This window comes from Rubripirellula lacrimiformis (genome assembly GCF_007741535.1).
Classification (GTDB): Bacteria; Planctomycetota; Planctomycetia; order Pirellulales; family Pirellulaceae; genus Rubripirellula; species Rubripirellula lacrimiformis.
The window spans coordinates 5931056-5957717 of sequence record NZ_CP036525.1; the positions used below are offsets into that span (position 1 = coordinate 5931056).

Sequence of the window (26662 nt, forward strand, 5' to 3'; positions counted from 1 at the left end):
CACATCCGGGTGATCAACGATCAGGACGCATCAGACAAAGAACCACAGCGAGATCGGGGTTCCATCGGCGTCCATGAAGTACCCGCTTAGGAAATAAGCCGCCATCAAAATGGCCCCGTTGGTCGCAGCGTGCAGGACGATCACCGCGAAGAGATCCTTGCGGTAATAGAACCAAAGATTGGTTAGCACCGCCCACGGCAGCATCACCCAAGCTTCCCATAATTGGTGAGTCATCAGGAACACAGCAACCACAACGATGAAACTGCGCAGCGAATACCGCCCAATCGGTACCTCGCGAAAGTCGGGCGGCGTGTCATCCCCTGCGGCCGGATCCGCGTCATACACATCGGCAAAACGCATCAGAAAACTTCGCATGAACAGTTCTTCCATCCATGGCGTCACGATCGCGAAACCAAGCATCCGAACGGCCAACACCAGCCACACCCCACTGGCCCCCGCCATCATCGGATCCATTCCCACGCTTTCCCCCGCTGGACGCAACTGCGGAAACAGGACATAGGGAGCCATCCACATGGCTGCCAACCCGATGCCAACCAAAACATCGCCCCCGATCATCCAATGGAACCGGATTTGGATCTCCCGGTAGCATCCTCTTGCCGCGAAATAGATCAGGACGATCAACGGTACGGCCACTCGCACCACCAACATCACCGCCGCACTGACACCGGTCACATAGGCCGACGCTTCGACCAGCAACAGAAACGAAAGGATCGGAAGCAGGTAAGGCCAAACACCCTGATCTCTTGTGCTGGTGTTGGCCAACGTTTCTGGTTCGTTCAATGCTCGCTCGCGGTAAAAGACGAATATCGGCTGTCGGAAACCGCGATGGTCGCGGGGGATTTACTGAGAAACATAAGCGATCAAATCCCGAATTTGGTCGTCCGTCATGTCTGCCAGCAACCCGGTCGGCATCAGCGACGTCTTGATCGCTTGCATGTCTTCGATTCTGTCGCGTGGGATCGTGGTCATCTGATTGTCGGCATTGCGAATCGTGACGGACTGTCCATCCGCGGCCGCGATCATCCCGTTGATCGCCCGCCCATCTTCCGTCAAAACCATATAGGACTGAAACCCTTCCCGGATCTCTAGGTTGGGTTGAATGATTGCGATCAACCAGAACGGGATATCGCCGCGAGAATAACCGTCCAGTGGCGGTCCAACCTTCAGCCCATCCCCAAACAGCTGGTGACAGGTCCCGCACTTCTTTTGGAAGTGCAATTTCCCTGCGTCTGCGTTGCCGGGCTTCTCTGCCAGAATCTTCCGCAGCCGTTTCATTTCGGCCACGGCTTCGGCGCCGGTCGACGCAATGTCCGGGCCAAACGCTTGCTCGACCGCAGCCACGATTTCGGGCCCCTGATAGGACCGCAGTTGCTGTACCACATCCGTCGGAACCTGATCACGACGCAACCGCCACTGGTTCAATTCGGTCAGCATCACCATGGCCCAATTTGGACGTGACGCCAAGACACGGCAAGCCGCTGCGCGCAACCCGTGTTCCTCGGAAATGCGGCTACCAAAGCTTTGCACCAACGCATTGGCGATCGAGACGTCTTCGAATCGCCCCAGCGCCGAAATCGCGACTCGCTGCAAAGCCGGCGTCACTCCGTTCTGTCCCGTTGCCAGACGCAGCAATGCACCGGAGGTGGTATCATCACCGACCTGCCCCAAAGTTTCTGCGATTGTCATGCGGATTCCCAGATCCGTCTTCGGATCCAACAGCGCCTTGATGGCGTTCGCACTCGCATCCGGAATCCCCTGACGCAGCGCCAACACCAAACCGGAATCGCCTAGCTGCTGCTGGTAATCCGCAATCGCCTTGGCCAGTGCATCGGGAAGCGGCGGCAGCGAACCACCTTGAAAAGCGGCGTTCAGACCACGCATCAACACCGCTCGGGCAGCATCGTCCGGTGCCGTCTGCCAATACGTCGCACAAAAGCTCAGGTCCTCTGGCTTGGCCGCGGATGCATATCGCTGAATCAATCGGTCCGCCAAATGGTTGCGGAACATCGGACGCTGCCAAAGCAGATCGTCTTCAATGAATCCGGCAACCGCATTTCGATCGGCCGCTTGAGCTTCCAATGCCCACCAGATCATCAGCGGCATATGCGGATCGTCGATATCTTCGTCGTGGTTGATCAACGCCCGAATGATCGGCAGCGCAGCGCCGGCATCCAAACGCTTGGCTGTCGCCGCAAGCTGGCTGCGGACTTGAACATCGTCTTCCGATTCAGCCATCGAAGCCAGTTGGGGATGCCCTACGTGCATGTCCCCCAGCAACCGCACCGTCAAGCGACGGATGTCGGGGTGGGAATGGGCCAGCCACTTGCTGGCCCGATCGGGGGTCAGTTGCTGCATCGCAGCCAATGCCCACAACCCTTCCAAAAAACCTTCGTCGACTCGCTGAATCAAAGTGGGGATGGCTGCCGATTCGTTTCGCCATCCCAGTTCCAACACGGCCCGGTGACGAACCCATTTGTTGGGATGGTCAAACAGTTCGATCAGCTTGTCGACTGTTATCGCATGCAAGTCACCGATGTCATACTTGCCCGCTTGGTCGGTCGGTTGGATTCGATAGATCCGTCCGCTTTCCTTGTGCCAGTCGTCGATCGGGCTGACATGCGAAAGCCGCGTGTCGTACCAATCCGCCACGTACACGGATCCATCCGGGCCGACTTCGCAGTGCACAGGCCGAAACCAACGATCATCGGTTTCCACCAAATTCGGCAAATCCTCGGTTCGATAGGTGGAACCGTCACGATTCAACCGGCTGTTCCAAATCAAATTATGCAGCGAATTGGGGGCAATGATGGTTCCCGCATACTGGTCCGGCAGCAGCCCACCTTCGTAGATAGAAAACGCCTGTGGAAAACGTCGGCCGTCCCCTTCGAACCGCATCGGGGGAAAGAAACCGAATGCATAAGGATTGCTAAGCGGTCCGTGTTTGCCCCAGTTCTTTTCACTGTAGCTGCCCTGCGGAAAGTACCACCCGCGAGTGTTCCCGCCGTTGGTTCCGGTCAACACTTGTCCGCGCGAATCAATTTCTAGCGAAAACGTGTTGCCACCGCCTTCGGCAAAGACTTCGAAGACCTTCGTCGGCGGATGGTACCGCCACACGCATTGCCCTTCGAATCGAACTCCCTTGGTGACCGCCGAACTGACATCACACGTGGTCGTGCTGCCGTTTGCACCGTACAACCATCCATCCGGCCCGAATCGCAAACTGTTAGCGACCGAGTGGGTATCCTGCAGCCCGAATCCAGACAAATGAACCTCCGGTGCAGAGTCCGGAACATCGTCGCCATCGGCGTCGGGGTAGAACAAAAGATACGGTGGATTCAAAACCCAAATTCCGCCGCGTCCAATCGCAACGGATGTCGCAATGTTTAGCCCGGTGATGACGTCCTTTTGGGAATCGTATCGACCGTCGCCATCGGTATCCGTATGGACGGTGATCTTGTCGGCCCCCGGGGTCCCGATTGGTGGTGGATCAGGCACCCGATCAAACACCGCTCGCAAGTGTTGATCGTAACGAACGATCTTCAGGCCAGCGGGAAACTGGTACTGTCGATAGTGCACCACCCACATTCGGCCGCGTGAATCGAACGATACGAACAGCGGCTGGGACACATCGGGTTCGGCCGCCACCAGTTCCATCTGCAGGCCATCGACGACACGAAATTTCGTCACCGCGACGTCGGCTGGTGTTGGCTGCGATCCGTCCGCCATCACCCCTCGACCGGCAAAGGTCTGGATGATCTCGGCGACCTTATCGTTCGCCGCACGCGAAGTATCGGGTTGTTGTGCCGGCGCCGAAATCAGGGCGGACAACGAAATCATTAGCGTCAGTGTTAGTCGTTGCATGTTCATGCACGACAATTTAATCCATCCGACGGGGGCTTGCCTGGACGATCGTTTGGACAGCGATGTCAAACGGACATTTCCGTCGCAAAACAGCGTGATCACGCCAGCAACACTTACCCCAACTGGGCAATCATTCGCATCATGGCTGGAACAAAGGATCGCAGGGCGCGAGACCGGTGGCTGAGGGCTCGCTTGACCGTCAGATCCAATTCGCCAAAGGTTCGATGGTATTCGGGGATGATGAACAGAGGGTCGTAGCCGAATCCAGCACCACCGCTTCGGGCGTGGGCGATTCGTCCACCGCAAGTTCCATTGGCTTCTAGTTGAACATTGCCTTGGGGGTCCGACAGACATAGATAGCAGTTGAACTTTGCACTGCGTTTTTCGTCCGGGACACCATCCAGTTCGCGAAGCAGCTTTTCGTTGTTGGCTTCGTCATCGCCATGTTCACCGGCATAGCGAGCCGAGTGGACACCGGGATCCCCCTTCAACGCGTCGACCGTCAAACCGCTGTCTTCGGCCAACACCCAGCGATTCAGATGGATGGCTTGCTGGGTGGCTTTCAGGGCCGCGTTCTCGGTGAACGTGGCCCCGGTTTCCTCCACGTCGATGGCCCCTTCGATTTCGGCCAGCGACGTCAGTTGGATACGGTCGGCGGGTAACAACAAACGTAATTCGACAAGTTTCTTTGCGTTGTGAGTCCCCAAGACCAAATCAAACATCGTTATCGCATTCCCAAGGCAGCCCCATAGAGGCTTCGTTTCGAAAGTTTAGGCACGGCAATCGCGGTCGGTTGCACGTCAAACGGTACCATGCCGACGTTGTTGCCGGCCACGCCGTTGGTTCCCACGGGAACCTGACTGGCCAATGCCCGATCGACGTTCAAAGCACTGTACTTTTTCATCAGCGATTCGATCTGCGGATCGTATTGGAATCCGCCACCGGGCAACTGTCGGCCCAGCGTATCAAAGCTGCCAACGGTGACTAGGGACTTGTCACGATCATGAAACTGATAGGCTTCGACACCCTTGCTGCGAAGCTGGGCACACATCTTTGCGGCCGACTGTGCGTACTTGTCCATCCGGTTGGCACTCGGTTCGAACTTTGTGCTTTTCTTGCCCTCGATGGTTGCGACGCCTTGGAACGTTTTCACCACGACAGTGAACTTTCCATCGCAATCGAGCAACGAATGATTCAGCCCATCGTTCAACTGGTGAACAAAGGAATCCACCGTCGGCGATGCGAAATACTCTTCGGGCAGCATCGGGTTCCGTGTCAGGAACGCGCCCGCCATCGGCCCCTTGGGGCTATTGCCGCGGGATCGTTTCCACTTGTTGGCCAATGCTTTGACGGTCGTCACCGGGGTCGATGCATCCGTTTCGGCGGCCATTTCGTTCGGGTCTTGCAGCACCTTTGGCTTGGCGGTTTTGATCCGCACCAAATCACGCTCGATGCCTGGGTGTTCGGCGCTGTCGTATTCACCCACCAAGACGGCGTAGGCTTCGTACTGGTACGAATTGGCGTAGCGAACCTTCCGCGAGGTTTGTTGGTCAAAAGCGACCGTGCCGGTGAAGTCAAATTTTTCGTTGTAGATGAAGGCCGGCAGCCCCAATTCAGTACGAATTTCCAGAGCCAACTTCTGAGCCCGGGCCTTGGAACCTTCCCCCACCAAGGTGGACGCCAAGATCAACCAAGGACCATCTTCCTCGGTCAGCTCGTACATCTTCGAAGCATCCGCTTCGACGTTATTGGTACGGCTGAACATACGAAGAAAGCTGGGTGGATCCGCAATGGCCGAACCGGCGACCGACAGAACCAGGGCAAGCGAAAGGAGCGATCGTTGATACATGGCGACTAATTTCCGTGCGACAGACGCGAGTGTTGTGGCCCGAAACCGCCGGGCACAATGTCGGCTTTAACAAAAATCGCCAAGATTCCGAAAGATCGGATCCCGAAGGATCAGAACTTAGATTGCCTGCAATCGGCGAACCCACGCCAAAACGCCCGCCTGATCGACACCGCCGCCGCGAATGATCGGATAGCCCGCTTTTTCGATTGTTTGCGCCCAACCCGGCAGATCCGTGGGTTCGTCCACCGGCATCATCATCTGCAACGACGCCGACGGCTCGTTTTCACGCATCCGAACCGCGGGTGGACGCGTTTTCGCTGATATGGCGACCCCAAAGAAAACCTTGCTTTGCGAAATCGATGCCGCCAATGCCATCGAATCGGCTGCGGTCGCGTCGGCCCCCGATACAGCGCCGGCCGCACCGACGGCCACCGCTTTGGGATGGATCGGTGCCTTTTTCATCATCGCCGCGGCAAAGTTTGCGACAATTTCCAGTTCCTTGGGCTGCCATTTTCCCTGGTCTTCCGGCGCGATCGCACACACCACGACGCCCGATCTTTCGGCCGCAGCTTGCCACTTTTGGACAGCTCCGGCAGGTGTCCCTTCGCCCGGCCCCAACAACAAGATCATCAATCCCAGATCACGAACCGATTCCTGATCACCGCCTTCCTGATCACCACCTTCCTGGTCACCATCCTGAGAAAGACGCGGTGCCACGAAGTGCGCCACGTTGCCAGATTCGGGCAGCTTCATCTCGGCATCGATCCATCGATCGTCATTGGAATCCCAGCCTGCCGGTGACTGATTTCGCATTTTGCCCGCGATGCTTTCGGGAGTCACAGAAGCGTCCAGTGTTTCGTCACCTCGTCGAAAACGAATCGGGATCGCGGTGTCGGGAACCGCCGAAATCATTTGATGCCGAAGCGCATCGGTCGACGCGATTTCAGCATCACCGATCTGCAGAATCACGTCGTCCAATTCCAATACTTTTGCTGCAGGAGAACCCGGCAAAATCCCGCTCACGACCACCGCGCTATCGGCGGTCTGATTGGCGACGATTCCCAGTCGTTGGGGCTGTAGCGGTGGAATGGTGTCCGCCAAAGTCACATCGAAGTTCATCGATTGGCCATCGCGATCGATGCCAATTTGGACCGTTTCCCCGGCATCAAAACTGCCCAGCACCTGACGAATCTGTTGGTGCCGTTGGACGCTGATTTGGTTCACTGCCGTCACCCGGTCACCGGCACGAATCCCAGCGGCTTCGGCGGGCGATCGACTGCGAACGGCTGCGATTTCGGTGCCGGTATCGTTCAAATCTTGGCTGGTGGAAACGATGCCCAGCAACCCTTTTTGGATGGTCTGTCCCGCTTTCAATCGATCCAGTTTCGCCGCGATCACTTCGGTTGGAATCGCGAACGCGATTCCCGAATCGTACCAATCGGTCGGGTTTTCGGCGCCACCCTCGGCCACGGCCGGGATGATGACTCCCAAGACATTGCCATACAGATCGATCAACGCACCGCCGTACAGCGACGCGGAAACGCGTGCATCGGTCTGCAGTGCGATCCCGTCCAAACGACCTTGGGCGCTCAAGATCCCGGTGCTGACCATCGGCGAAACGTCGGCGCCGTACCGGCCGACCGCGATCGTGGTTTGTCCGACGGTTCCCGCCGCACCCGAATCCAGCTTGATCGCCGCTACCGGGGCCGAAGACTTAAATTTCAACAACACCAAATCGCGGTGCTGGTCCTTGGCGACGACCTGCGCAGTTTCTCGCTGACCGTTGCCCAGCACCACCAGGATACTGGCGGCCGGTTTCATCGCGACGATCTGCGATGCGATGACATACACCTGGTCCCCATCGACGTCGACGATCACACCGGATGTCGGCGCGTCTTGTTCGACTTCGCCTTGGCCACCTTCGCTGGTGCCAACGATTTCGATCATCACGACCGAAGGCAACACGTGATCCGCAGCGGCGCGGACCGCGGTCGCCATCGCCTGTTGAAATTCGGGGTCTGCAGCCCGGACGGGCGAAAGGAGCATCACGCTGGCAAGCACACCGGCGGCCAGGCATCGTGTGACCGCAGCGCGATGGTGGATCAGCGCAGACGCCGTTGATTGTTCACAGATCATCATGGACGCAGTACCAAGTTCAAGATTTCGCTGTCGCGTTGGATCGTCAAATTCACATCATCACGGCGGTCGACCGTCCGCAGCAGTTTACGAAAACTTCGTTGGCTTTCGACGCGTGTTCCGTTGGCCAATAACACCAAGTCATCCGGTCGCAGCCCCGCACTTTGGGCCGCCGATCCGGCGACAACTTCATCGACGTAGGCGGGCGTGGATTCGAGAACATCGGGGACCATGACCATTCCCAAACTGGTGAAGTCATGCGACCGGTCGCGTGCAAGCATCGGTGTCGTATCCACCGGCGCGGTCGTTTTCCGGCCCGCAATGATGTCGCCGATTGTGCCGCGAAGCGCCGCCGCAGGGACGGCGTAATTCAGCCACACCCCGGTCGCCGTATCGCGTAGTTCTTTGCCAAGCATGCCGATCAGGTTGCCGCGGGCATCCACCAGCGCACCACCGGCTGCACCGGGGTTATTGGCGATCAGGTCCAGGATCAAAACGTTGCCGCGATAGGGCGTCTTGAAGGTACCGCGACGAGCGTCCAATTTCGTGATCGACGCCACACTTCCCTGCATCACGCTGGCGGGTTCGTTGCCAGTGGCGATATTGAACAGATTGCTGATCGCGATCACGGGATCCCCCCAGTTCGCCGACGATTCGGATTCGACAGCAAAGTAGGGCAGGTCGGACGCATCGATTTTCAGAACGGCCAATTCCAATGCTGGTTCGAAACCAACGATCGTGGACTCGAAACGTCGCCCGTCATCCAATTGGACGATCGGATCCACGTCCAGCACATAGCTCCACGCGGTCGCAATGTGCCCATCGGGGGACACCAAAAAACCGCTCTGGTATGCCTCTAGCCCTTTCATACCGCCGGCGCCGTAAATCTTGACGACGCGGCGTTGGGCGTCGCGCGTCCAACTGCTTAGCGTGCCTTGGCTGGCCGCAGACAAACTGCCCACAACCACCATCATCGCGATCAATGACAAACGGCCCATCAACATTCGTCCGATCATGGTTGTTCCTTTGGCTGGGCGTTGGCGTCCGATGACGGAACCGATTTCCATGAACTGACTTTCACTCGCAATACCGACTCGGTCCCATAGCGCAGGTCCAGGACAGACGGCATCGCAGCCGGATCCGAATCATCGCGAACCACCCACAGTTCGGCCGGATCCTGATCGCGATCCGCGAACACTTCCACCGCTTCGACGACTTGAGTTTCTGGATGATTGAGCCACCGCAGTTCTAGTTCACCATCGATCCCAACAACGCAATCACGCAGGGGCCGCTGTCCGCCAAGCGGCATCGTGCCCCAGTAATAGGTGTCGCCAAACTTGCCGGGGCCAACCGCGATCATCCGTCGCCAACCATCCAAAGCTGGCAGGATTCCGGCGATCGATCGAATCGAGACGCCATCGTAGAGTTCGGATTTGGACGCAACCTGCATCGTTTGGTCACCCACGATCAGCGCCATTTTGTCGGCCGAAACATGAATTCGCACGGGCTTCGGATCGGCTTCGTCGGTTTCCCCTTCGATCACCCACGCGTCGGGTTCACCGTTGGTGGATTTCGATTCTGGTCGTTCCGAATCGCTGTCTTCGGCCAACGGAAACTGGCGACGCAGCGATTCGATGAATCGATTCTGTTGCACTTCGTTGAAATGATAATTGGCGTAGCCTTTGCGTTGTGTCAAACGCCGTTTGACCGAATCGGGAATGGCATCGGCTGTGCCACCATGCGGATCCGATTCTTCGCCATGCTCGGATTCGTCTTCGTCACCTTCGGCTGGTTTGGGTTTCTGGCGGGGCGGCGGAGGCGGCAGTGCGCCAGCCATCTTTTCCAGCAGTTCGTCCTGGGCATGGACGCTGGCCAGACGCACCAGGGTGTCATGGTTGGTACCTTGGGATCGGTACTTGATCCCGACGCGCCAACCCGCGGGAAAAGTCGCCAACACGTTTTGGACGTCGTTGGCGGTTTGGACCAACCGGCCGTCGATTTCTAAAATCTCGGCGTCGTATCGCAAACCGCGGCGATACGCGTCACTGGATTCCAAGATATTGGTCACACGGACTCCGCCGTCGGGATCCGTCGCGACGGTGGCCCCCAGCGTTGCGTGGTCGACGATTCGACCGCTGTGCAAAACGCCCAAGAAATTCTTTGCTTGGTTGATTGAAATCGCGTAGCCAACACCAACGTTCACTCGCCCTCGTTTTTCGAACGAACATCGCCCAACGATCCCGATCAATTTGCCCTCGGCATCGTAGATCGGTCCGCCCGAATTGCCCGGGTTGATCGACGCATCGGTTTGCAAACAGTCGCCGTATTCCAGCAGCGTACCGGATGGATACTGGTAACGACCGACGCCGCTAAGGATGCCATAGGTGACGGTGGGTTGAAGGTTGGTCGCCAACAAAAATGGATTGCCGATCACCATGCACCAATCGCCCGGCTGGGCCGACCGACTGCTGCCCATCGTCGCGGCTGGAAAATCAGTTCGGACTTCGCCATCCAACCCCAACAATTGAATCATCGCCAAATCGCCGACCGGATCGATGCCCACGATCACAGCGTCATAGACATTCCCGTCGCTCAGCCCGCATCGCATGAACGACCCGGCCGGACTGGTGACGTGAAAATTGGTCAGTGCGAATCCATCGGGCGAAATCAGCATGCCGCTGCCGCCACCACCGCCACCGGGGACGAACACGCTGACCGCCGACGGCATAGCGCGATCGATCGCGTCCATCCGTTGCTGTTCCGCTTCCGCCAAGACGGGCGAGATCGACAATGGACCATCGGCCGCCGCGGCGCCAACCATGCAGCACGCCGTGACCAGCGTCCACCAAAAACGATCATTCAAAACCAATTTCCTCGTGTCCCGAATTTTTCGGATGAACTGAAAACCAACTCGACCTGATGCCAACTGCCCTCGGCCCCAGTTTACCGTAGACAAGAACGTTTACGGCAGAGAAGAACGTTGGTTCCAACAGAAAACAACGTTGGCTGCAGGAAAACCCGGCGTGTGACCGACCGGGCGATGCACACGTCGCCATGCCAAACATCTACTTCAATAATCGGGGACGGATGATCTGAACACGGTCGCCCAGATTGCCATCGTCGCCACTGTCGACTTGGATCATCAAACGCCTGGTTTCGCCCAGATCCAATTCGAATCCACGCGGCTGCGAGTCCGGCAACGCTTCTTCCCAGACCGTCTTACCATCCATCAAGATGCGGACCGTCACGGCTCCCACGGCGGCAACATCGGTGGATCGACGGACCGCGCCGCTGAACTTTTCGAACCCGCTAGCGACACGGTATTCGACACGACCGCCGCCATCGATTTGCAAGTCCGAATCGCCGCTGGTCGTCGGACCAAAGAATGCCATCGTCAGGTCGCTGCTGACTTTTGATGGAAAGAACGTTGCCATCGAAGCGCCGGCGGGTTTCTCGGTGGCCAGCAAGGTGATCCCGCTGCTGAATCGCATCGATTCCATTTGATCCAGGGGCAATTCGTGTTCGATTCCCGATGACAATTTCATCCGAATCGCTTCGCCCGGCATGCTGGGTTGCAGGGATGCGACGGCCCACACCGATCCGTAAACATCCGTGATGCGAATCTGTGCATCGTCAGCCACTTCGTTGCTGCCGCCAAAGATGACGCCTTCTAGCCGCTCGATGGGGGCGGCGACGGAATCACCATCCAGAGTGAAATTGACTTTGCTGTCCGCGATACCTTCGACGATTCCCGAAACCGGGTCCAGTTTGTCGCCCGGTCGCCGGATCACCATCACGTCGCCACGAGTTTCTTTCTGTACCAGCCCCAACCACTGGGCATCGGTGGTGGCTGCGGCGGCGCGAAAGCGAATCGATTTGACCTGACGGACGGGGACGCGGATCGTACGTTGCCGGCTAGGTTCGACGTCCAGCCCGGCGTCCGACAAAGAGACATCCTGGGCCGCCACCCGCGATCCATCCAACAAAGTGACCTGATACCTCGGTCTGGTTTGCTCTTCGGTTTCGGCGGGCACGACCGACTGCAGATCCAGGAACGGAATCTCGCGATCCACCCCTTCGATGTCGATCGTCAACGATTGATCTTTGATCGCCCGCAGATCCCCCGACAAACGATCGCCTGAACTGGTCGTCACATCGATCGGCAGAACACTGACCAGGATCGCTAGCACGATTTGCCATCCAAACGACGTATTCCACGCGATGGCCGCGCAACCGGGGACAGCCGCTGCGGCCGAAAAGATTCCTATCATCGCGATCAATGCCAGCTCTCCCTACGGATCAAAGAATGACGGACCACCACGGGGTCGACCGTCGCCGCTGCATTCTAAGCCATTTTTTGATTTGCCGTAGCTTTGCTGGCCAATCCGGATGACCAATCGCTGGATCGGCCCCCGTTTGGCGATCGCCCGTCGCCCGCTCGCCTGATTCCGGTTGCCAGCTAGAATGTGCCCATGACGCTTACCAGCCACGCCATTGTATTGCTGGCCAAGTTGTTCAGTGGGTTTACGGTCCGTTGGGTCGACTGCCAGCCGGACACTTGCCAGCGAATCTATTTCGCCAACCACACCAGCCACCTAGACGCTGTCGTGTTGTGGTCGGCGCTGCCACGTGAACTTCGCGCGGTCACGCGGCCGGTTGCGGCCAAAGACTATTGGTCCACCGGCTGGTTCAAACCGCATCTGGCCCGCAGTTTCAATGCATTGCTGGTCGATCGCAAAGAGATCAAGGTTCACAAGAGCCCGATCGACATCATGTTGAAACAGATGGGCGATGTCTATTCGCTGATCATGTTCCCCGAGGGCGGTCGTTCGTCGGGCGAAGCCGACATGACGGATTTCAAAAGTGGCCTGTTCTACATGGCCAAAAAGCGGCCTGATTTGGAATTGGTGCCCGTCTATATCGACAATGTGAACCGGATTCTGCCGCGTGGCGAGGTTTTGCCCGTGCCGCTGCTGAGCTGCATCACGATTGGCCCCCCCATTTTCTTGGAAACCGGGGAACCGAAACACGATTTTCTGAGGCGGGCCCGGGCATCCGTCCAGCGGCTAAAAGATCTGTAGCAGCGAAAAATCGGCAACCGATCCGGTTCGCAGTCGGGGAAAGTGAACGGGAAAACGCAGCGATCAGAACCTTCCCTCCACTCGTCTCGTAGAAAAACGCCGCGTGCGTTCTCATTTCGGCCAAGCTGCGTCTACCAGACCTACTGTTTCCCCATCGCTGCCATGCCTGTCGACCGTGTCCCGTTGCTTGCCAGGCGTCTGGACCTCGTCCATCGCGATGCTGTTCCGTCGTGGGCAGTCCCGATCGGGGCCGTGGGCCAAACGCAAGTCAATTTGTCGTACGGTGTGTTCGTCGCCAGCAGCATCGTTTTGACAGCCGTGTTGATCGCCCAGGGCCAACCGGGCAACGCCGATCTGCCTCGCGCCGCGATGATCGGATCAGCGTTTTGGGTCGCAGGCTGGATCGCACAACTGCTTTGCCATACGTCTCTGGCATGGTGGATGGGGTTATCGGTTCCCTCGATCACGCTGGGTTTGGCGGGCGTGGAATCGGCCCCACGCCGCTGGCCCGCCATGCAGACGCTTGTGATCACCGCCGGAACGATCGCGTCGCTAGTCGTGATGTCGGCGGCATTTCGATGGATCGGTGGCGGTTTTCAAATGCCGTCGCTGTCCCCGGTTTCCACTCCCCCGGTCGAAATCGCCCATGGCATGGGCACGCTGCCGTCCCTGGGGATGAAATCGGCAGACGCATTGTGGCGATCGGCTGCATGGCTGTGCGGGCTGCAAGTGATTTGGCAGCTGATCCCTTTGCCACGAAGCTTGGGACGCCAAAGTGTTGCCGCCCTGTTGGCGATTTCTTCGCCGCGGTTGGAATTGGAAACGCGAATCCGATTGCTACGACAACTCTTGATCGTGTTCGCGATGCTGACCCTGGGCTTGGCGATGTGGGTGCTGTCGGGTGAATCCGGTCAACAGTTTCCAAGGTGGCCATTGCTGTTCGGCATCAGCGTGTTGTTATGGCTTTCGTCCCATCGGCCGGACGTCCGCATGCTGTTGGTGGGCATGACGACACCCCATGCGGGGGCAACGACCGGCAGCCACGACGACGGGCCGCAACCGGTGGGGGTGGTGAAACGATATCGTCAGCGATCCCAAGACCGCAAACGAATCGAGCGGTTGAAAGCGGTGATGGACAACGAACGCACCGAAGCCATCGATGCGGCGCGATTGGACGAGGTTTTGGAACGCCTGCATGACGGCGGCCAAGCATCGCTTAGCGACGAGGACCGTGCGATCCTGGCGCGGGTCAGCCAGCAGCTTCGCAAAAATCGGCTCAACCCCTCTTAACCGACCGGATGTTAGTGCCGCGGGATTTGCGATCGTGATGGCCGATCCGATTGCAGCACCCCGGTGGGTGCAGTCCCAGCCCTCCGTCGCGGTTCCGCCGTCCTTGCCCCCCGCCGCGGTGTATGTTGAGGTAGAATCTGCCCCGTACTGCGCGAAGACGACCTTCGCAGCCTGCCATTCATCATCGCACACGCCATCGAGGGCCTCACAGGATGCGAAACCCGATTTTCGTTCTTATCCTTTTTCTTGCCGGAACTTTTCTGCTGGCAGTTCCCGGGTTCGGGGCAGAGGACGTTGCAGCCGCGGCCGCTGATTCGACAGGCACCACCGACTTGATCCCCGTGCTGCTGTTGGTGGTCGGCATCGCTTCGGTGCTGGGGATGATCATCGGACTGAAACTCAACGCGTTCCTGGCTTTGATCATTTCGGCGCTCGTCGTCAGCCTGGGTGTCGGCTTGGTCGATGGCCAAGACGCTGGCAGCCGCATGAACGCGGTGGTCAACGCCTTTGGGAATTCGGCAGGCGGCATCGGCATCGTGATTGCCATGGCAGCCATCATCGGCAAATGCATGCTAGACAGTGGTGCTGCCGACCGGGTCGTGCGCAGCGCGGTCAAGGTGACCGGCGAAAAGAAGGCCTCGTTGGGACTGATGTTCAGCGGATTCGTGCTGGCGATTCCCGTGTTCTTTGACACCGTTTTCTATCTGCTAGTTCCGCTTGCCCGCAGTCTGTATCGCCGCACCAATCGCAATTACCTGCGATACCTGATGGCGATCGCTACCGGCGGCGCGATCACTCACACATTGGTCCCACCAACGCCGGGGCCGCTGTTGGTATCGGCCATCCTGGGTGTCGATATCGGCATGATGATGCTGGTCGGCGTGATGGTCGCGATCCCAGCGGCCATCGTCGGTCTGATTTTTTCGATCGTGATCGACAAACGGATGCCCATCGCCATGCGTTCGCTGGGGGGCGGAGAAGAAAAACACAAAGCGTTGATGGAACACGATCTGCCGTCCCTTTGGGTCTCGCTATTGCCAGTCTTTTTGCCAGTCGTCTTGATTGGTGCTGGCACATTGGCAACGACGCTGGCCGATAACGAAGATCGCGCCCGAGTCGAGGTCGCAGACATCCAAGACTACGACCGGCTGGCAACCCTGATCTCCGATGCCCCCGCCGATTCACCCGCCGGACGGTTGGTCGCCACCAAACAGCTGAGCGATGCGGATCGAGAACGGTTGAGCACCCCGGCTACAGACGACCAGTCCAAGGCTGAAGTCACCGAACTGTTGAACCACGCATTGTTGGGCGACGATCTGTACGACGAAACCGCCTATCTAGGAGTCCCGATTTCGAAGATCGCCAAGAACCTGCTGAGCGCCGACCAACTGCGGATGAAACCCATTGATCGACGCCGCATGAACCGGGTGCTGTTGGAAGACGCCTACCCCAATCTGATCGCCGTGCACCAATGGGAATCGCCCGCCCGGAATTTGGCGAACCGGTTGGCACTGTGGAGCAACGCGAACTTTGCGCTTCTGTTGGCGGCGATCTGTGCGATGTTGACGTTGAAGTTCACCCGTTCGCTGTCATGGCGAGCACTGGGCGACGACGTCGAAGAATCATTGATGAGCGGCGGTGTGATTATTCTGATCACCGCGGCCGGCGGAGCCTTCGGCGCGATGCTGCAGGACACCAATATCAGCACCACGATTCGCGAGTTCTTTTCGGGCCAAGACGCATCCGGCATCTCGCTGTTGGTCCTCGGCTGGGCCATCGCGGCAGTCTTGAAGGTCGCCCAAGGAAGCAGCACCGTGGCGATGATCATCGGTGCCGGCATGATGTCGGCGATCATTGGCGACAGTCGGCCTGATTACAACCTGGTCTATGTCGCGACTGCGGTCGGCACCGGGTCATTGATGGGAAGCTGGATGAACGACAGTGGGTTCTGGGTGTTCACGAAGATGGGTGGATTGACCGAAAGCGAGTCTCTGAAGAGCTGGACGCCGCTGCTGGCCGTGCTGTCACTAACCGGACTGACGATGACCATCATCTTCAGCCAAGTGTTCCCCTTCCGAGGAAACCTGTGAGCTTCCGATCGACCTCGGACGAACGCAGCAGCGTTTCGGCGGGCTGCGTTTTCGCACTTGGTTCAGCGTTGATCACGTCGCTGATGCTGTTCGTCAATGGTTCGCTGGTGATGGCGGTCATCAGCGCCATGCAGCGGTCCGGACCGGATTGGGCCAACCATGCCCAACTGTCCCAATTTTTGCTGTATACGTTGCCGGTTGTGCTAGTCGTGATTGAGTGGATGATGATCGACTACCTACGAACCCGATTCAGCCGACGCCGAAGTTAACGCAGCGTTGGACCAACCGGAAAGATCGCGAAGACCAACCATGCAACTGTACCTTGTTCGGCACGCCGAAAGCGAAAACAACGCGCGACCGGCCTATCTGCGAGTCGAGGATCCTGGGATCACGGCAGTCGGCCGCCTGCAGGCTCAGCACCTGGCCGATTGGGTTCGAACGATGGCGTTTGACCATCTGATCACCAGCCCGTTCCTTCGCACGCTGCAGACCACCCGTTACGTCACCGACGCGACCGGAGCCCCGGTGTCGATCTGGGACAATGTGTACGAACGTGGCGGTTGCTTTCGCGGACACGGTCCCGATGCAACCGAAGGCGGAATCGGGCTTGGGCGAAGCGGTGTGATCCGCCATGTCGTTGCCCAGGCCGATCGCTGCACCGTCGATTCGTCGATTGGCGAAGCAGGCTGGTGGGCCGGCAAGCCACGCGAAACAGACGATGAAGCCGAGGTTCGTGCAACAACCGTGGTGCAACGCTTCGCGGAAACCTTTGGCGATTCACAAGACGTCGTGGTCGCGATCATCCACGCCGACCTGAAACGGGCGATGCTTCGCCACATGCTCGCTCCGGGCGCCGATGCCGGCCTGTTCGGAGCGCTTCGAAACGTGGGGGTCACCAAACTGGATTTCAGCGCCGGAACCTGGCAACTGGACTGGTTCAACTCCGTCACCCACCTGCCCAGCAAACTGATCACGGGCAACGAGAGCTAGGATCGTTGCCGGCGGACCAGCCCGGCTGGACAACCAACGGTCACCGCGAACTAACGCAGCGATTTGCCAGCCATATCGACCAGCAGCGAATTCGAAACGCTGTTGCCAAAATCGTCAAAACGATCGAACGTCCACACGACTTGTTTGTTCTTCGGATTCAGTTCCACCAACAACGGTTGTCCCGGACCGGCGTGACAGTTCCCGATCACGTAGTTCCCGTTTGGCAGTACCTCCAAGGTGGTCACCCAAGCGAATCGGATGTTGGGCAGATCGTTCTGTTGGATCTGCCATACGACTTCTTTTGCGGGCGTCACTTCGATCACCCCGTGTCCGTTGCCGGTACCAATCAGGGTGTTGCCGTTTGGCAAACGCAGGGCCGAAAACAGTCGATTGCCGTAGGCTTCGGGGCCGTGACCACCGGCCGGCTGACGACCGAACAGCGGGACTTCGTATTCCCAAACAACGTCGCCCGTTTCGCGGTCATATTCGCGAACCTTTCCGTCGGATTCGTGAGTCGCCAAATAGGTTCCCGCCGCCGTCGATCGGACCAATCGAGTATCGGTGTGGGCATCGCGGTGCTGGATGGTCAACGGGATCTGTTTTTGAATTTTCCCGTCGGCATCGACTTCGATGATCCGTGCGGCACCGGACTCGGCAATCATCGTATTGCCGTTTTCAAGTCGTTCAAAAGCGTGGACTTCGATCCGCGTGCCTTCGTTGCCACCGGCTTTGCCCGAGTCGTAGGACCATACGACTTGTTTTGAATCCGGGTTGATTTCGACCACTTTCGCGCGACCTTCGCGAGTCAAAATGTGACCGTTTTCAAGCAGATGGATATCGTGAATCCCGCCCCATTTCATTTCCCAGGTGATCGATCCATCAGCATCCACGATTGCCAATCGATCGTTGCCTTGCAGCAGCACATCGTGATCGGCACGAACCATCGAAGGAACCAGCAGCGCAGCGGCCGCAAAAGCGGCCAATATCGGTCGAATCATGAGAATCCAGCAACTTGGTACAGCGAGAATCGGAGTGAAATCTACGAGCCCCAGTTTAGCCGCTGGCCGTTCGTGGCGATGCCCGCAAACGGATTGACCCATGTTTTGTTTTACCGCGCCTCGCCGGGACCGAGTCCGGGCCATTACACTTGACCTTCGGTCGTTGTGTTATTTCCACCGCATCTTGTCCCCCATCGTCCTGGTTCCCACCGGTTCGGGGATTCGAAACCCTGCATTTCGAGTTCAACAAGATCCGATTCGGTGCCGTCTGAACCCGTCGCTAGCCCGTTACGCTTTTTCGCTTCATGAATGACGTAGACGAATCTCGGTTGATCGGCATGCTTCGTCGCGTGATCCGTGATTGTGGAAAGCTGTACCAGCGATGTGGCAAGTGGATGGTCCGGCGTTATCCGACGATGATCGAAGGGGATCCCAATGATTTCCTGGCGCTAATGGATGACCTGCACCGGGGACTGTTGGTCAAGGTCTACGTGACCGTTGTGCGCGCCGACGACCGCTGGACCGCGCCCGAGAAAAAAGTCGCTGCGGCGATGATCGAACACCTGTGGGGCCAAGAGTTCCACGGCAGCCAGCTGCGAGAAGCCGCCACCGGGCTGTTCTTGCAAGCCGACCAACTGACCTGGGAATCCCTGGTCGCCCCCTTCGTGCGCTACCAACCGCTGGCCGATAGCAAAGCACATGTCGAAACCATCGTGATGCGGTTGGCCAACCTGGTCGCCAAGTGCGACGGACAGACAATGCCCGAGGAATCCGTCGCTCTGCACGCGCTGCAGCGTGACATCGACGCCGCGCTGCATCCGGCGAACCCGGATTCCACGCTGGCGCCGCTGTCCAATGGCAGCTCGGCATCAGCCCAGTCTCAACAGACGGCCCAACAACAAGCCTACGCCCAGTCCGGCGGCGCAGCGCCGAACGCCCTGTCGCAAGCCGATCGCGATGAACAGCTCCGGGCCGCGATGGTGGAACTGACGCTCCTGGTCGGGCTAGGCGGTGTGAAGTCGCGAGTGAAAAGCTACACCAATTTCCTTCGCCTGCAGCAACAGCGTCGCGACAAGGGTCTGTCGACGATGCCGATCAGTCTGCACATGACCTTTGTCGGTAACCCCGGAACCGGCAAGACCACAGTGGCTCGGATCGTCGGCCAAATCCTGGGCGCGCTGGGAACACTTTCCACGGGCCACGTCGTGGAAACCGATCGCAGTGGCCTGGTCGCCGACTATGCCGGTCAAACGGCAACCAAGACCAACAAACTTTGCGACTCGGCACGCGGCGGAGTGCTGTTCATCGACGAAGCCTACAGCTTGCTAGACAAGTCGGGGGACGATGCCTACGGACGCGAGGCCATTCAGACGTTGCTGAAACGAATGGAAGACGACCGCGACAACCTGGCGGTCATCTTGGCAGGGTACGGTAACGAGATGGACCAGATGATCCGATCCAACCCGGGCCTCGCTTCGCGGATCAACACCAAGGTTGAATTCGAAGACTATTCGCCGATCGAAATGAGTCGGATTTTCGAAACCATGTCGCGAGACAACGACTACGAACTGCCGGCCGATGCCCGACACCGATTGATGGTCGGACTGGACCACCTGTACGCCAAGCGAGACGAACACTTCGGCAACGGCCGGCTCGTGCGAAACGCATTCGAAGACAGCGTCCGACGACTCGCAGACCGAATCGCCGACGTCACCGACCTAAGCGATGACTTGCTGACGACCCTGAAGGCCGAAGACATCAGTTTGCCAGGCATCACGCAAGCCGAGCTAGCACGACTGATGGCCCGCCCCCATCAATTGAAAATGGAATGCGAGGGCTGTGAACGAAGGATTCGGGTCAAGCCAGGATCGCTAGGCCAACGCGTCCGATGCGGAAAATGCGACTTCGTGCAAACCGCATCCTGGGCCGACATCGAATTGACCAACTAGGCTTGGCAACGCTTAGCGACACGGCCACCTAGCCGTCGTGGGTTGGCTTACAACCGCTATTCGGGCTTTGGGCTCAGCAGGTCCAGCGCCGCGGCCGTCATGGTCAACACACTGGTTCGCAACGTCGGTTCGACGTCGGGGTAATAGGCGCTGCTGTGCAGCGACGGTGGTGGAACGCCTAACTTTTCAAACCGGTCCAATCGCGATTGGTTCACGCTGCCTAACTTGTACATCAAGATCGGCACTCCTTCGCGGCCATAGCGGCTGAAGTCTTCGCCCCCCATCGACGGTTGATTGGGCACCACATTTTCGGCTCCCAACACGCCAACGAACACTTGCCTTAAACGCCCGGCAAGTTCGGCGTCGTTTTCCAGCGACGGAGTTCCTTGGCTGAACACCAATTCGGGCGGTGGGGCGCCGTAGCTTTGTGCGATCGCGTTCGCCTTGCGGCGGATCGCTGCCAACACCTGTGCCCGGACTTCGTCGCCGTAGGTGCGGACTGTCAATTGAAGGTGGCAGGTATTGCCAATGATGTTGTGCTTGGTGCCGCCGGCGATGGCACCGACCGTGATCACCGCTGGATCGATTGGTTTGACTTCGCGGCTGACAATTGTCTGCAGCGCCATCACCAAATCCGCAGCCTGGACGATGGGGTCGATGGTCGTTTCCGGCGCCGCGCCATGTCCGCCGCGCCCTTTCACATCGATATCGACGCTATCGACATTGGCTTGGGAATATCCGGGCAACACGGCCACCTGACCGGCCGCCGTATCACCAGCGACGTGCAGAGCGACTGCAAAATCGGGTTTCGCAAACCGCGTGAACAGCCCGTCATCGATCATCGCCCTCGCGCCTTCGCCCTTTTCCTCGGCCGGTTGAGCGATCACCATCAATGTGCCTGACCAGTCATCGCGGTGGGTGGCCATGTAGCGAGCCACCGCAACCAAATTGGTCATGTGGATGTCGTGACCGCAAGCGTGCATCACGCCGGTCGATATCCCACCAGGAAGTGAGACCGTCTTGGTCGATGCATAGGGCAGCTGAGTCTGTTCGGTGACGGGCAACCCGTCCATGTCGCAGCGAAGCATCAGCGTCGGACCTTGTCCGTTTCGCAAGATGCCAACCACACCGCCACCACCGGCCGACGGATCCGGCCCGATACCCGTTGTGATTTCAAACCCTTCCTCACGCCACAGCCCGGCAATCAAGGCTGCTGTTTCGGTTTCCTGCCAAGACAGTTCCGGGTTCCGGTGCAACGTCTGGTAGGCCTGCAGAAGCCCCGGCAATTGCTGGTCGATCCAGTCGGCAATGTTGGCGGATGCCAATGTGGCGGGGGTCTGGACCGGCGGCGTTTCAGACGCCCGGTTGTCTGCCAAGTTCGGTTGCTGGGCGATTGCACACGGCAGGGCAGAAACCACCCCGCCAACGGCAACTAGGAATACTGCCGAGAGAGTTTTATGCATGAAAGGTCAGTGCGAAATCTAGTTCCGCTGGATCCAGGGATTGCCCTCGGTCGCGTTGACTTCGGACGTGATGAATTGGACGATATCGGGAATCACTTCGCTGACGTCATTGACCAACGAATGTCCGCTCAGAGCGGTATCGACCATCTTACCCTCGAATCCGGTGACCGTGCCGCCTCCGGCACGCCGCTTGACGCCTTCCACTCGCTTGATGATGCGTTGGGCTTCACTGCCTTCGGGACTCTCTTTGCCCGCGACAACCATGATCGGCAACTGCAAAATCGTCGGCGACATCAACGCTTGGTCCAACGCGATCGACTTGATCTGCTTTTCAGGCGAAATCAGCACCAGACCTTTGACGTCCTGGCCCTGCTTGTTGCTTCCGACGCTGGGAAAACTCCAGTCCCTAGCCGCCCAGTGAGTCGCCATCACGCAACCTTCGCGAATGCCGACGACGACCAAGGCATTCATGTTCAGGTTGCCCGCATCATTTTCCTCTTTCAAAAATCCCTTCGATGTTTCCAAGTCCATCAAGATAATGGACTCGATATCACGCTTGCTCATTTGCGCGACGTTGAAGGTCTTCGTTTTGCCGCGGTAATTGTATTCTTTGCTACCGCCGTGACCGCGGTAGTCGGGAACCAGCACCGCACAGCCGGCGTTTTTCAGCGCCATGACCAGCTTCAGATAGGGGCTAGCTTGCCCCTGCCATTCGTGAACGACCATCACCGTGACCGCTTCCTTGCCCTTGTCCGACGGAAAATAGAAGGCCCGCAGAGTGATACCGTCCTTGGTCTTCAGCGTCACCGGCCGTGGCTTCAGCTTGGGATCTTCCTTGGCCTTGGGCTTCTGAGCCAGTGCGGCCGACGAAAAGACGAACGCAAAGAGGAACAGCAGCCCCAACAACAGTTGGTGACGTCGAGCCTGGATATCGTCCATGGTCCGTATCGCGGCAACCGATCGCATGCATATTCCCTATTTGAGACGCCAATTCCCAGCCGTGGCTCAAAGTGCCAGCTGGTTAAAAATCTGGTCAGGCGCAGTCATCGACTGCTATCAAAAGGTTAGACGCGGAATGATCGCCGGTCAAATAAAGACGCTCAGATGGTCCATTTCTAAAGCGGATACGACGCGAAACCATTCGGACGTTGGCTTATACTGCTGTCCCTCCAAGTTTTCGGAATCCGATTCTGAAAGTCGGACCTCGGAATATTCTGCAGGAAAGCAGCATTCCCAGGAATCCGACCACCCCTTGGCCCCCCATTTCGGAAACACCGGCCGTTGCAATCGCGCTGGCCCACCGCTTCCGATCACCCCAATCCCCCCCACATCACGCTCGCCGCAGGTGCTTTGTGCCGACTCTACACGTTCGTTTTTCCATTGCATGGATCGCCACTGCAGGGATCGTTGTGTCCACAACGATTCCTGGCTTATCCGGTATCGCCAACGCACAGAACGACCTGACCGACATCCCCGTGCCGGATCCGGTGGCCGAAAAGGCAGCGATGAACGTCCACGACGGGGCGGCGGTGAACCTGTTCGCAGCGGACCCGGACATCGCCAAACCGATCCAAATGAATTTCGATTCGACCGGCGGATTGTGGATCGCTAGCAGCGAGATCTACCCACAAATTCGCCCCGGGGAAGTCGCCAACGACAAAATCATCGTGCTGCGTGACACCGACGGGGATGGAGTTTGCGATTCGCGGAAAGTGTTCGCCGATGGCCTGCTGATCCCAACCGGCGTGCTGCCCGACGGACCGCATGCCGCCTATATCGTCGATAGCACGCGACTGCTGTACATGCAGGACACCGATCATGACGGTCGCGCGGACAAAAGCACGGTCGTGTTGTCCGGGTTCGGCACCGAAGACACGCACCACTTGGTCCACACGCTGCGATTCGGCCCCGACGGTTGTCTGTATTTCAACCAATCGATTTACATCCACAGCCACATCGACACGCCCGATGGGTCCAGACACCTTGATGGAGGTGGCATTTGGCGATTCCGCCCGTCCACCAACGAACTCGAAGTCTTCTGTAAAGGGTTCATCAATCCGTGGGGGCACAGCTTTGATTCCGCAGGCGAATCGTTTGTCACCGACGGCGCCTTTTTCGAAGGGATCAACTACACGTTTCCCGATGCGGTCTTCGCGACGTCCCCCGGCGCCACCCGCTGGCTAAGCGGACTCAACCCGGGCAGCCCCAAACATTGCGGTCTGGAAATCTTGTCGGGCGACCACATTCCACCGGACTGGTCGGGATCGCTGGTGACCAGCGACTTTCGCTCGCACCGCGTTTGTCGATTCACCCTGAAACCATCGGCAAGCGGCTACCTTAGCCGCCAACAACCAGAAATCATCACCACACCACACGTGGCTTTCCGACCGATCGACGCCCGCATGGGCCCCGACGGGGCCCTGTATGTCGCCGACTGGTACAACCCGATCATCCAACACGGCGAAGTCGACTTTCGCGACGATCGCCGCGACCGAACTCACGGACGAATCTGGCGTGTCTCGTTCCCCGATCGGCCACTGGACCATTGGCCCGACTTCGCCGCCGCGTCGCTGGAAGAACTGCGCGACATGCTGAGCGATTCGTCGCTGGCGACCGCTCAATTTGCCCGCCAAGAAATCTGGAAACGGGCCCAGCAAGATCCCGACAACGTACTGGCGGCGGTCCGAACATGGACCGACCTGGACGATTCCAGCAACGAACGATCCTGGCTGTACGAAGCTATCCCCGGCGCCACATTCGAAGACATCTGGGGTCAACTCCAAGGCGTCGACGCAAAACAACCCAAGTTCCAACGGACCGCGCTGCGAAGCGCTTGGCGAACCCGACTTCGCTGGCCCGCCGGATCCCAACAGCGACAGCAAATCGAATCCTTCGTGCTAGCCCAGGCCGCGTCGCCGATCGCAGCCAATCGGCTCGAAGCGGTCGTTTCGGCTGGCCAACTGGACAGCGAAACAGCTTTTGCCGCCGTGCTTTCGGCAACCCAACATGACATCGACGACCCCCTGGATTTTGCGATCTGGCAATCCCTGCGAGCCATCGATACCCGATTCGCCGATCAACAGTCCGGCCAATCCATTTTGGCATCCATGGACTGGACCAACCGTCCCGCCCAATTGGCCTTTGCCGTCTCTGCGATCGCGACCCCCGCGTCGGCTGAAACCGCACTGTCGATGATCGAATCGGGCAATGTCGATCAGGCTGCGATCGAAGCACTGCTGCCCGCGGTCGCCGCCGCCGGAAACGCTCAGCAGCTTGGACGCGCAGCTCGCACACTGCTGGTCGATCGTGATGTTCGCACCATCGCCCCGCTGATGCCGCTGATCGATCGCACCAACACCGATAAAACCGCCCCCGCCGGAATCGGTGAAGTGCTAGCGACGATCGTTTCGGGCCCCGGTGACCTGACCGACGCCCCAGCCTGGGCGACCGCGGTCGCGACAATGGTAAAGACCTGGAAGATCGGCGAATTGGAATCGACCATTGAATCGGCGATCCCAACCGCAGCGGACAGCCAACTTCGAAGCCAGCTGATCGAGGCACTCTCGGCGCTAGATTCCCCATCATCGATCCAAGCGGTCAACGAACTGGCAGGATCCGATGATCCGGCCACCCGGCTTGCAGCGATCCGTTCGATCGCCCAGCGACGACCCGGGGCTGCGATCGGGCACGTGGTTCGCATGCTGGCCACTGGACCAGCCGCAGAACAGGAAATGACGGCCGATCTGATCGCCCAAATGATCTCGCGAAAAGGCGTCTCCGACGCGTTAGCCGCAGCAATCAACAAGGTCTCGCTAGACCCCGACGTGGCTCGCAAATTGTCTCGGCGCGTGCAAAGTGCCGGCGGCAGCGAAGCCCTGATGGCCGCGATCACCGCCTCGGGCAAACTAGAACAGGCCACCTGGAAACTGACGCCTGAACTGGTCAGCCGAATCACTGACAAGGTTCGCTCGCATGGATCGGCCGCCAAGGGCGAACAGATTTACCGGCAATCGTCCCTGCAATGCGTTGCCTGTCACGCCATCGGAACCGCCGGCGGACTGGTCGGGCCCAACCTGATCAGCATCGGTGGCAGTGCGCAGATCGACTACATCATCGAATCGCTAATCGATCCGAGCGCGAAACTAAAAGAAGGCTACACCACCCTGTCGCTGCTGAGCGACGAAGGACAACTGATCAACGGAATCGTGATCGGCCGTGATGAAGACGCGGTGCGAATGCGACTGGCCGACGGCAAAGAAGTGCAGATCGATGCCGATTCGATCGAACTCGAAAAGCCCGGCAAATCGCTGATGCCAGCCGGGCTGGTTGACCCGCTGTCGGAATCCGACCTCGTCGATCTGGTCGCATTCCTATCGGCACTCGGACGTTCGGCGGAATTCACCGTGTCGGCCGAACCCATGGTGCGGTCGTTCGAAACCCTGGTCTACACGCCCGAAGCGAACCGGCGGCTGAATCGGACCAGCACCGATACCGTGGCGGGCGGCGATCCAGCGATGCAGTGGCGAAGTGTGACGACAACCGTCAACGGCACACTGCCGATGTCGGATCTAGACCAGTTCCAACAACACCGGCAAACACCGCCCACGTCGTTCATCCGATTCCCCGTCAATCTGCAGGCCGACGGAAATGTGCAAATCGATTTCCCGCGAATCGGCGAGACATCGACTCAGCAGGCAGCTGCGAGCGACGCAGATTCCCCGAAGGAGGGCGAATTTCCGAACGAAACCGGGCCGCCCGAAGGGATCGAAGCCTGGGTGGATGGACGCCCCACGCCAACTTGGAACCTGAAATCGCTGGCCCTGGCCGCTGGCGATCATGTGATCGTGCTGTCGATCGACCTATCCAAGCACCCAGGCCCGCTGGCGATCCGCATGAATGGCGACGCCGCCCCCTAGCGGCAAATCGCTGGCCTG

General features: G+C 58.7%; 18 protein-coding genes. 7 read left to right on the plus strand and 11 right to left on the minus strand.

Going from position 1 to position 26662, the window contains the following annotated elements; all coding sequences use genetic code 11:
* Nucleotides 1-30: 30 nt before the first annotated feature.
* The 8 genes from K227x_RS20730 to K227x_RS20765 form a co-directional block, all read right to left on the minus strand.
* Nucleotides 31-801: a CPBP family glutamic-type intramembrane protease gene (locus K227x_RS20730; RefSeq protein WP_145172538.1), complete on the minus strand. Its 771-nt coding sequence runs from the start codon at nt 799-801 to the stop codon at nt 31-33.
* 60 nt (nt 802-861) lie between these two features.
* On the minus strand, nt 862-3888 hold the full coding sequence (locus tag K227x_RS20735) for a DUF7133 domain-containing protein (protein ID WP_246146003.1): 3027 nt from the start codon (nt 3886-3888) through the stop codon (nt 862-864).
* 107 nt (nt 3889-3995) lie between these two features.
* Entirely contained in the window at nt 3996-4604 is a 609-nt protein-coding gene (rdgB, locus tag K227x_RS20740; RefSeq protein ID WP_145172540.1) for an RdgB/HAM1 family non-canonical purine NTP pyrophosphatase, read from the minus strand.
* Nucleotides 4605-4606: 2 nt separating this feature from the next.
* Nucleotides 4607-5731, minus strand: coding sequence for a hypothetical protein (locus K227x_RS20745; protein ID WP_145172542.1), 1125 nt, complete (start codon nt 5729-5731; stop codon nt 4607-4609).
* Nucleotides 5732-5848: 117 nt separating this feature from the next.
* Nucleotides 5849-7870, minus strand: a complete 2022-nt coding sequence (locus K227x_RS20750) for a PDZ domain-containing protein (RefSeq protein WP_145172544.1) — start codon at nt 7868-7870, stop codon at nt 5849-5851.
* On the minus strand, nt 7867-8883 hold the full coding sequence (locus K227x_RS20755; RefSeq protein ID WP_246146004.1) for a S1C family serine protease: 1017 nt from the start codon (nt 8881-8883) through the stop codon (nt 7867-7869). Before K227x_RS20755 ends, K227x_RS20750 begins: the two co-directional genes overlap by 4 nt.
* Nucleotides 8880-10688, minus strand: coding sequence for a S1C family serine protease (locus tag K227x_RS20760; RefSeq protein ID WP_145178201.1), 1809 nt, complete (start codon nt 10686-10688; stop codon nt 8880-8882). The genes K227x_RS20755 and K227x_RS20760 overlap by 4 nt, the downstream gene beginning before the upstream one ends.
* A 244-nt stretch (nt 10689-10932) precedes the next feature.
* Complete coding sequence (locus K227x_RS20765) at nt 10933-12138, minus strand: NPCBM/NEW2 domain-containing protein (RefSeq protein ID WP_145172548.1); 1206 nt, start codon at nt 12136-12138, stop codon at nt 10933-10935.
* A 201-nt stretch (nt 12139-12339) separates the two neighbouring features.
* On the opposite strand from K227x_RS20765, the gene K227x_RS20770 reads away from it, so the two are divergent.
* The 5 genes from K227x_RS20770 to K227x_RS20790 all read left to right on the plus strand — a co-directional run bounded on the left by K227x_RS20770 (nt 12340) and on the right by K227x_RS20790 (nt 17318).
* Nucleotides 12340-12948 carry a lysophospholipid acyltransferase family protein gene (locus K227x_RS20770; RefSeq protein ID WP_145172551.1) on the plus strand — a complete coding sequence of 203 codons (609 nt, stop codon included), beginning with the start codon at nt 12340-12342 and terminating at the stop codon, nt 12946-12948.
* Between the two features lie 162 nt (nt 12949-13110).
* Nucleotides 13111-14238: a hypothetical protein gene (locus tag K227x_RS20775; RefSeq protein ID WP_145172553.1), complete on the plus strand. Its 1128-nt coding sequence runs from the start codon at nt 13111-13113 to the stop codon at nt 14236-14238.
* Nucleotides 14239-14450: 212 nt separating this feature from the next.
* On the plus strand, nt 14451-16328 hold the full coding sequence (locus tag K227x_RS20780; RefSeq protein ID WP_145172555.1) for a GntP family permease: 1878 nt from the start codon (nt 14451-14453) through the stop codon (nt 16326-16328).
* The gene (locus tag K227x_RS20785) at nt 16325-16597 is read left to right on the plus strand and encodes a hypothetical protein (protein ID WP_145172557.1); all 273 of its coding nucleotides are present in this window, start codon (nt 16325-16327) and stop codon (nt 16595-16597) included. Before K227x_RS20780 ends, K227x_RS20785 begins: the two co-directional genes overlap by 4 nt.
* A 40-nt stretch (nt 16598-16637) precedes the next feature.
* A complete protein-coding gene (locus K227x_RS20790) occupies nt 16638-17318 on the plus strand; it encodes a histidine phosphatase family protein (RefSeq protein WP_145172559.1) in 681 nt (226 codons plus the stop codon).
* Nucleotides 17319-17368: 50 nt separating this feature from the next.
* Here the strand turns inward: K227x_RS20790 and K227x_RS20795 are convergent, their stop codons facing one another.
* On the minus strand, nt 17369-18262 hold the full coding sequence (locus K227x_RS20795; protein ID WP_246146865.1) for an outer membrane protein assembly factor BamB family protein: 894 nt from the start codon (nt 18260-18262) through the stop codon (nt 17369-17371).
* A 359-nt stretch (nt 18263-18621) separates the two neighbouring features.
* Between K227x_RS20795 and K227x_RS20800 the strand changes: the two genes are divergently transcribed.
* A complete protein-coding gene (locus K227x_RS20800; protein ID WP_145172563.1) occupies nt 18622-20265 on the plus strand; it encodes an AAA family ATPase in 1644 nt (547 codons plus the stop codon).
* Between the two features lie 56 nt (nt 20266-20321).
* Here K227x_RS20800 and K227x_RS20805 read toward each other — a convergent pair whose 3' ends face one another.
* Together K227x_RS20805 and K227x_RS20810 are read right to left on the minus strand one after the other, a co-directional pair.
* The gene (locus tag K227x_RS20805; protein ID WP_145172565.1) at nt 20322-21728 is read right to left on the minus strand and encodes a M20 metallopeptidase family protein; all 1407 of its coding nucleotides are present in this window, start codon (nt 21726-21728) and stop codon (nt 20322-20324) included.
* 18 nt (nt 21729-21746) lie between these two features.
* Nucleotides 21747-22694 carry an alpha/beta hydrolase gene (locus K227x_RS20810; RefSeq protein ID WP_246146005.1) on the minus strand — a complete coding sequence of 316 codons (948 nt, stop codon included), beginning with the start codon at nt 22692-22694 and terminating at the stop codon, nt 21747-21749.
* Nucleotides 22695-23137: 443 nt separating this feature from the next.
* Here K227x_RS20810 and K227x_RS20815 point away from each other — a divergent pair, with 443 nt between their 5' ends.
* On the plus strand, nt 23138-26644 hold the full coding sequence (locus K227x_RS20815) for a PVC-type heme-binding CxxCH protein (RefSeq protein WP_145172567.1): 3507 nt from the start codon (nt 23138-23140) through the stop codon (nt 26642-26644).
* Nucleotides 26645-26662 lie beyond the last annotated feature (18 nt).

Bases quoted from the DNA above. Each gene is read 5' to 3' on its own strand.
- K227x_RS20735 (WP_246146003.1), bottom strand. From the start codon at position 3,888: ATGAACATGCAACGACTAACACTGACGCTAATGATTTCGTTGTCCGCC.
- rdgB (WP_145172540.1), bottom strand. From the start codon at position 4,604: ATGTTTGATTTGGTCTTGGGGACTCACAACGCAAAGAAACTTGTCGAA.
- K227x_RS20745 (WP_145172542.1), bottom strand. From the start codon at position 5,731: ATGTATCAACGATCGCTCCTTTCGCTTGCCCTGGTTCTGTCGGTCGCC.
- K227x_RS20750 (WP_145172544.1), bottom strand. From the start codon at position 7,870: ATGATGATCTGTGAACAATCAACGGCGTCTGCGCTGATCCACCATCGC.
- K227x_RS20755 (WP_246146004.1), bottom strand. From the start codon at position 8,883: ATGATCGGACGAATGTTGATGGGCCGTTTGTCATTGATCGCGATGATG.
- K227x_RS20760 (WP_145178201.1), bottom strand. From the start codon at position 10,688: ATGGTTGGCGCCGCGGCGGCCGATGGTCCATTGTCGATCTCGCCCGTC.
- K227x_RS20765 (WP_145172548.1), bottom strand. From the start codon at position 12,138: ATGATAGGAATCTTTTCGGCCGCAGCGGCTGTCCCCGGTTGCGCGGCC.
- K227x_RS20770 (WP_145172551.1), top strand. From the start codon at position 12,340: ATGACGCTTACCAGCCACGCCATTGTATTGCTGGCCAAGTTGTTCAGT.
- K227x_RS20775 (WP_145172553.1), top strand. From the start codon at position 13,111: ATGCCTGTCGACCGTGTCCCGTTGCTTGCCAGGCGTCTGGACCTCGTC.
- K227x_RS20780 (WP_145172555.1), top strand. From the start codon at position 14,451: ATGCGAAACCCGATTTTCGTTCTTATCCTTTTTCTTGCCGGAACTTTT.
- K227x_RS20790 (WP_145172559.1), top strand. From the start codon at position 16,638: ATGCAACTGTACCTTGTTCGGCACGCCGAAAGCGAAAACAACGCGCGA.
- K227x_RS20795 (WP_246146865.1), bottom strand. From the start codon at position 18,262: ATGGTTCGTGCCGATCACGATGTGCTGCTGCAAGGCAACGATCGATTG.
- K227x_RS20800 (WP_145172563.1), top strand. From the start codon at position 18,622: ATGAATGACGTAGACGAATCTCGGTTGATCGGCATGCTTCGTCGCGTG.
- K227x_RS20805 (WP_145172565.1), bottom strand. From the start codon at position 21,728: ATGCATAAAACTCTCTCGGCAGTATTCCTAGTTGCCGTTGGCGGGGTG.
- K227x_RS20810 (WP_246146005.1), bottom strand. From the start codon at position 22,694: ATGCGATCGGTTGCCGCGATACGGACCATGGACGATATCCAGGCTCGA.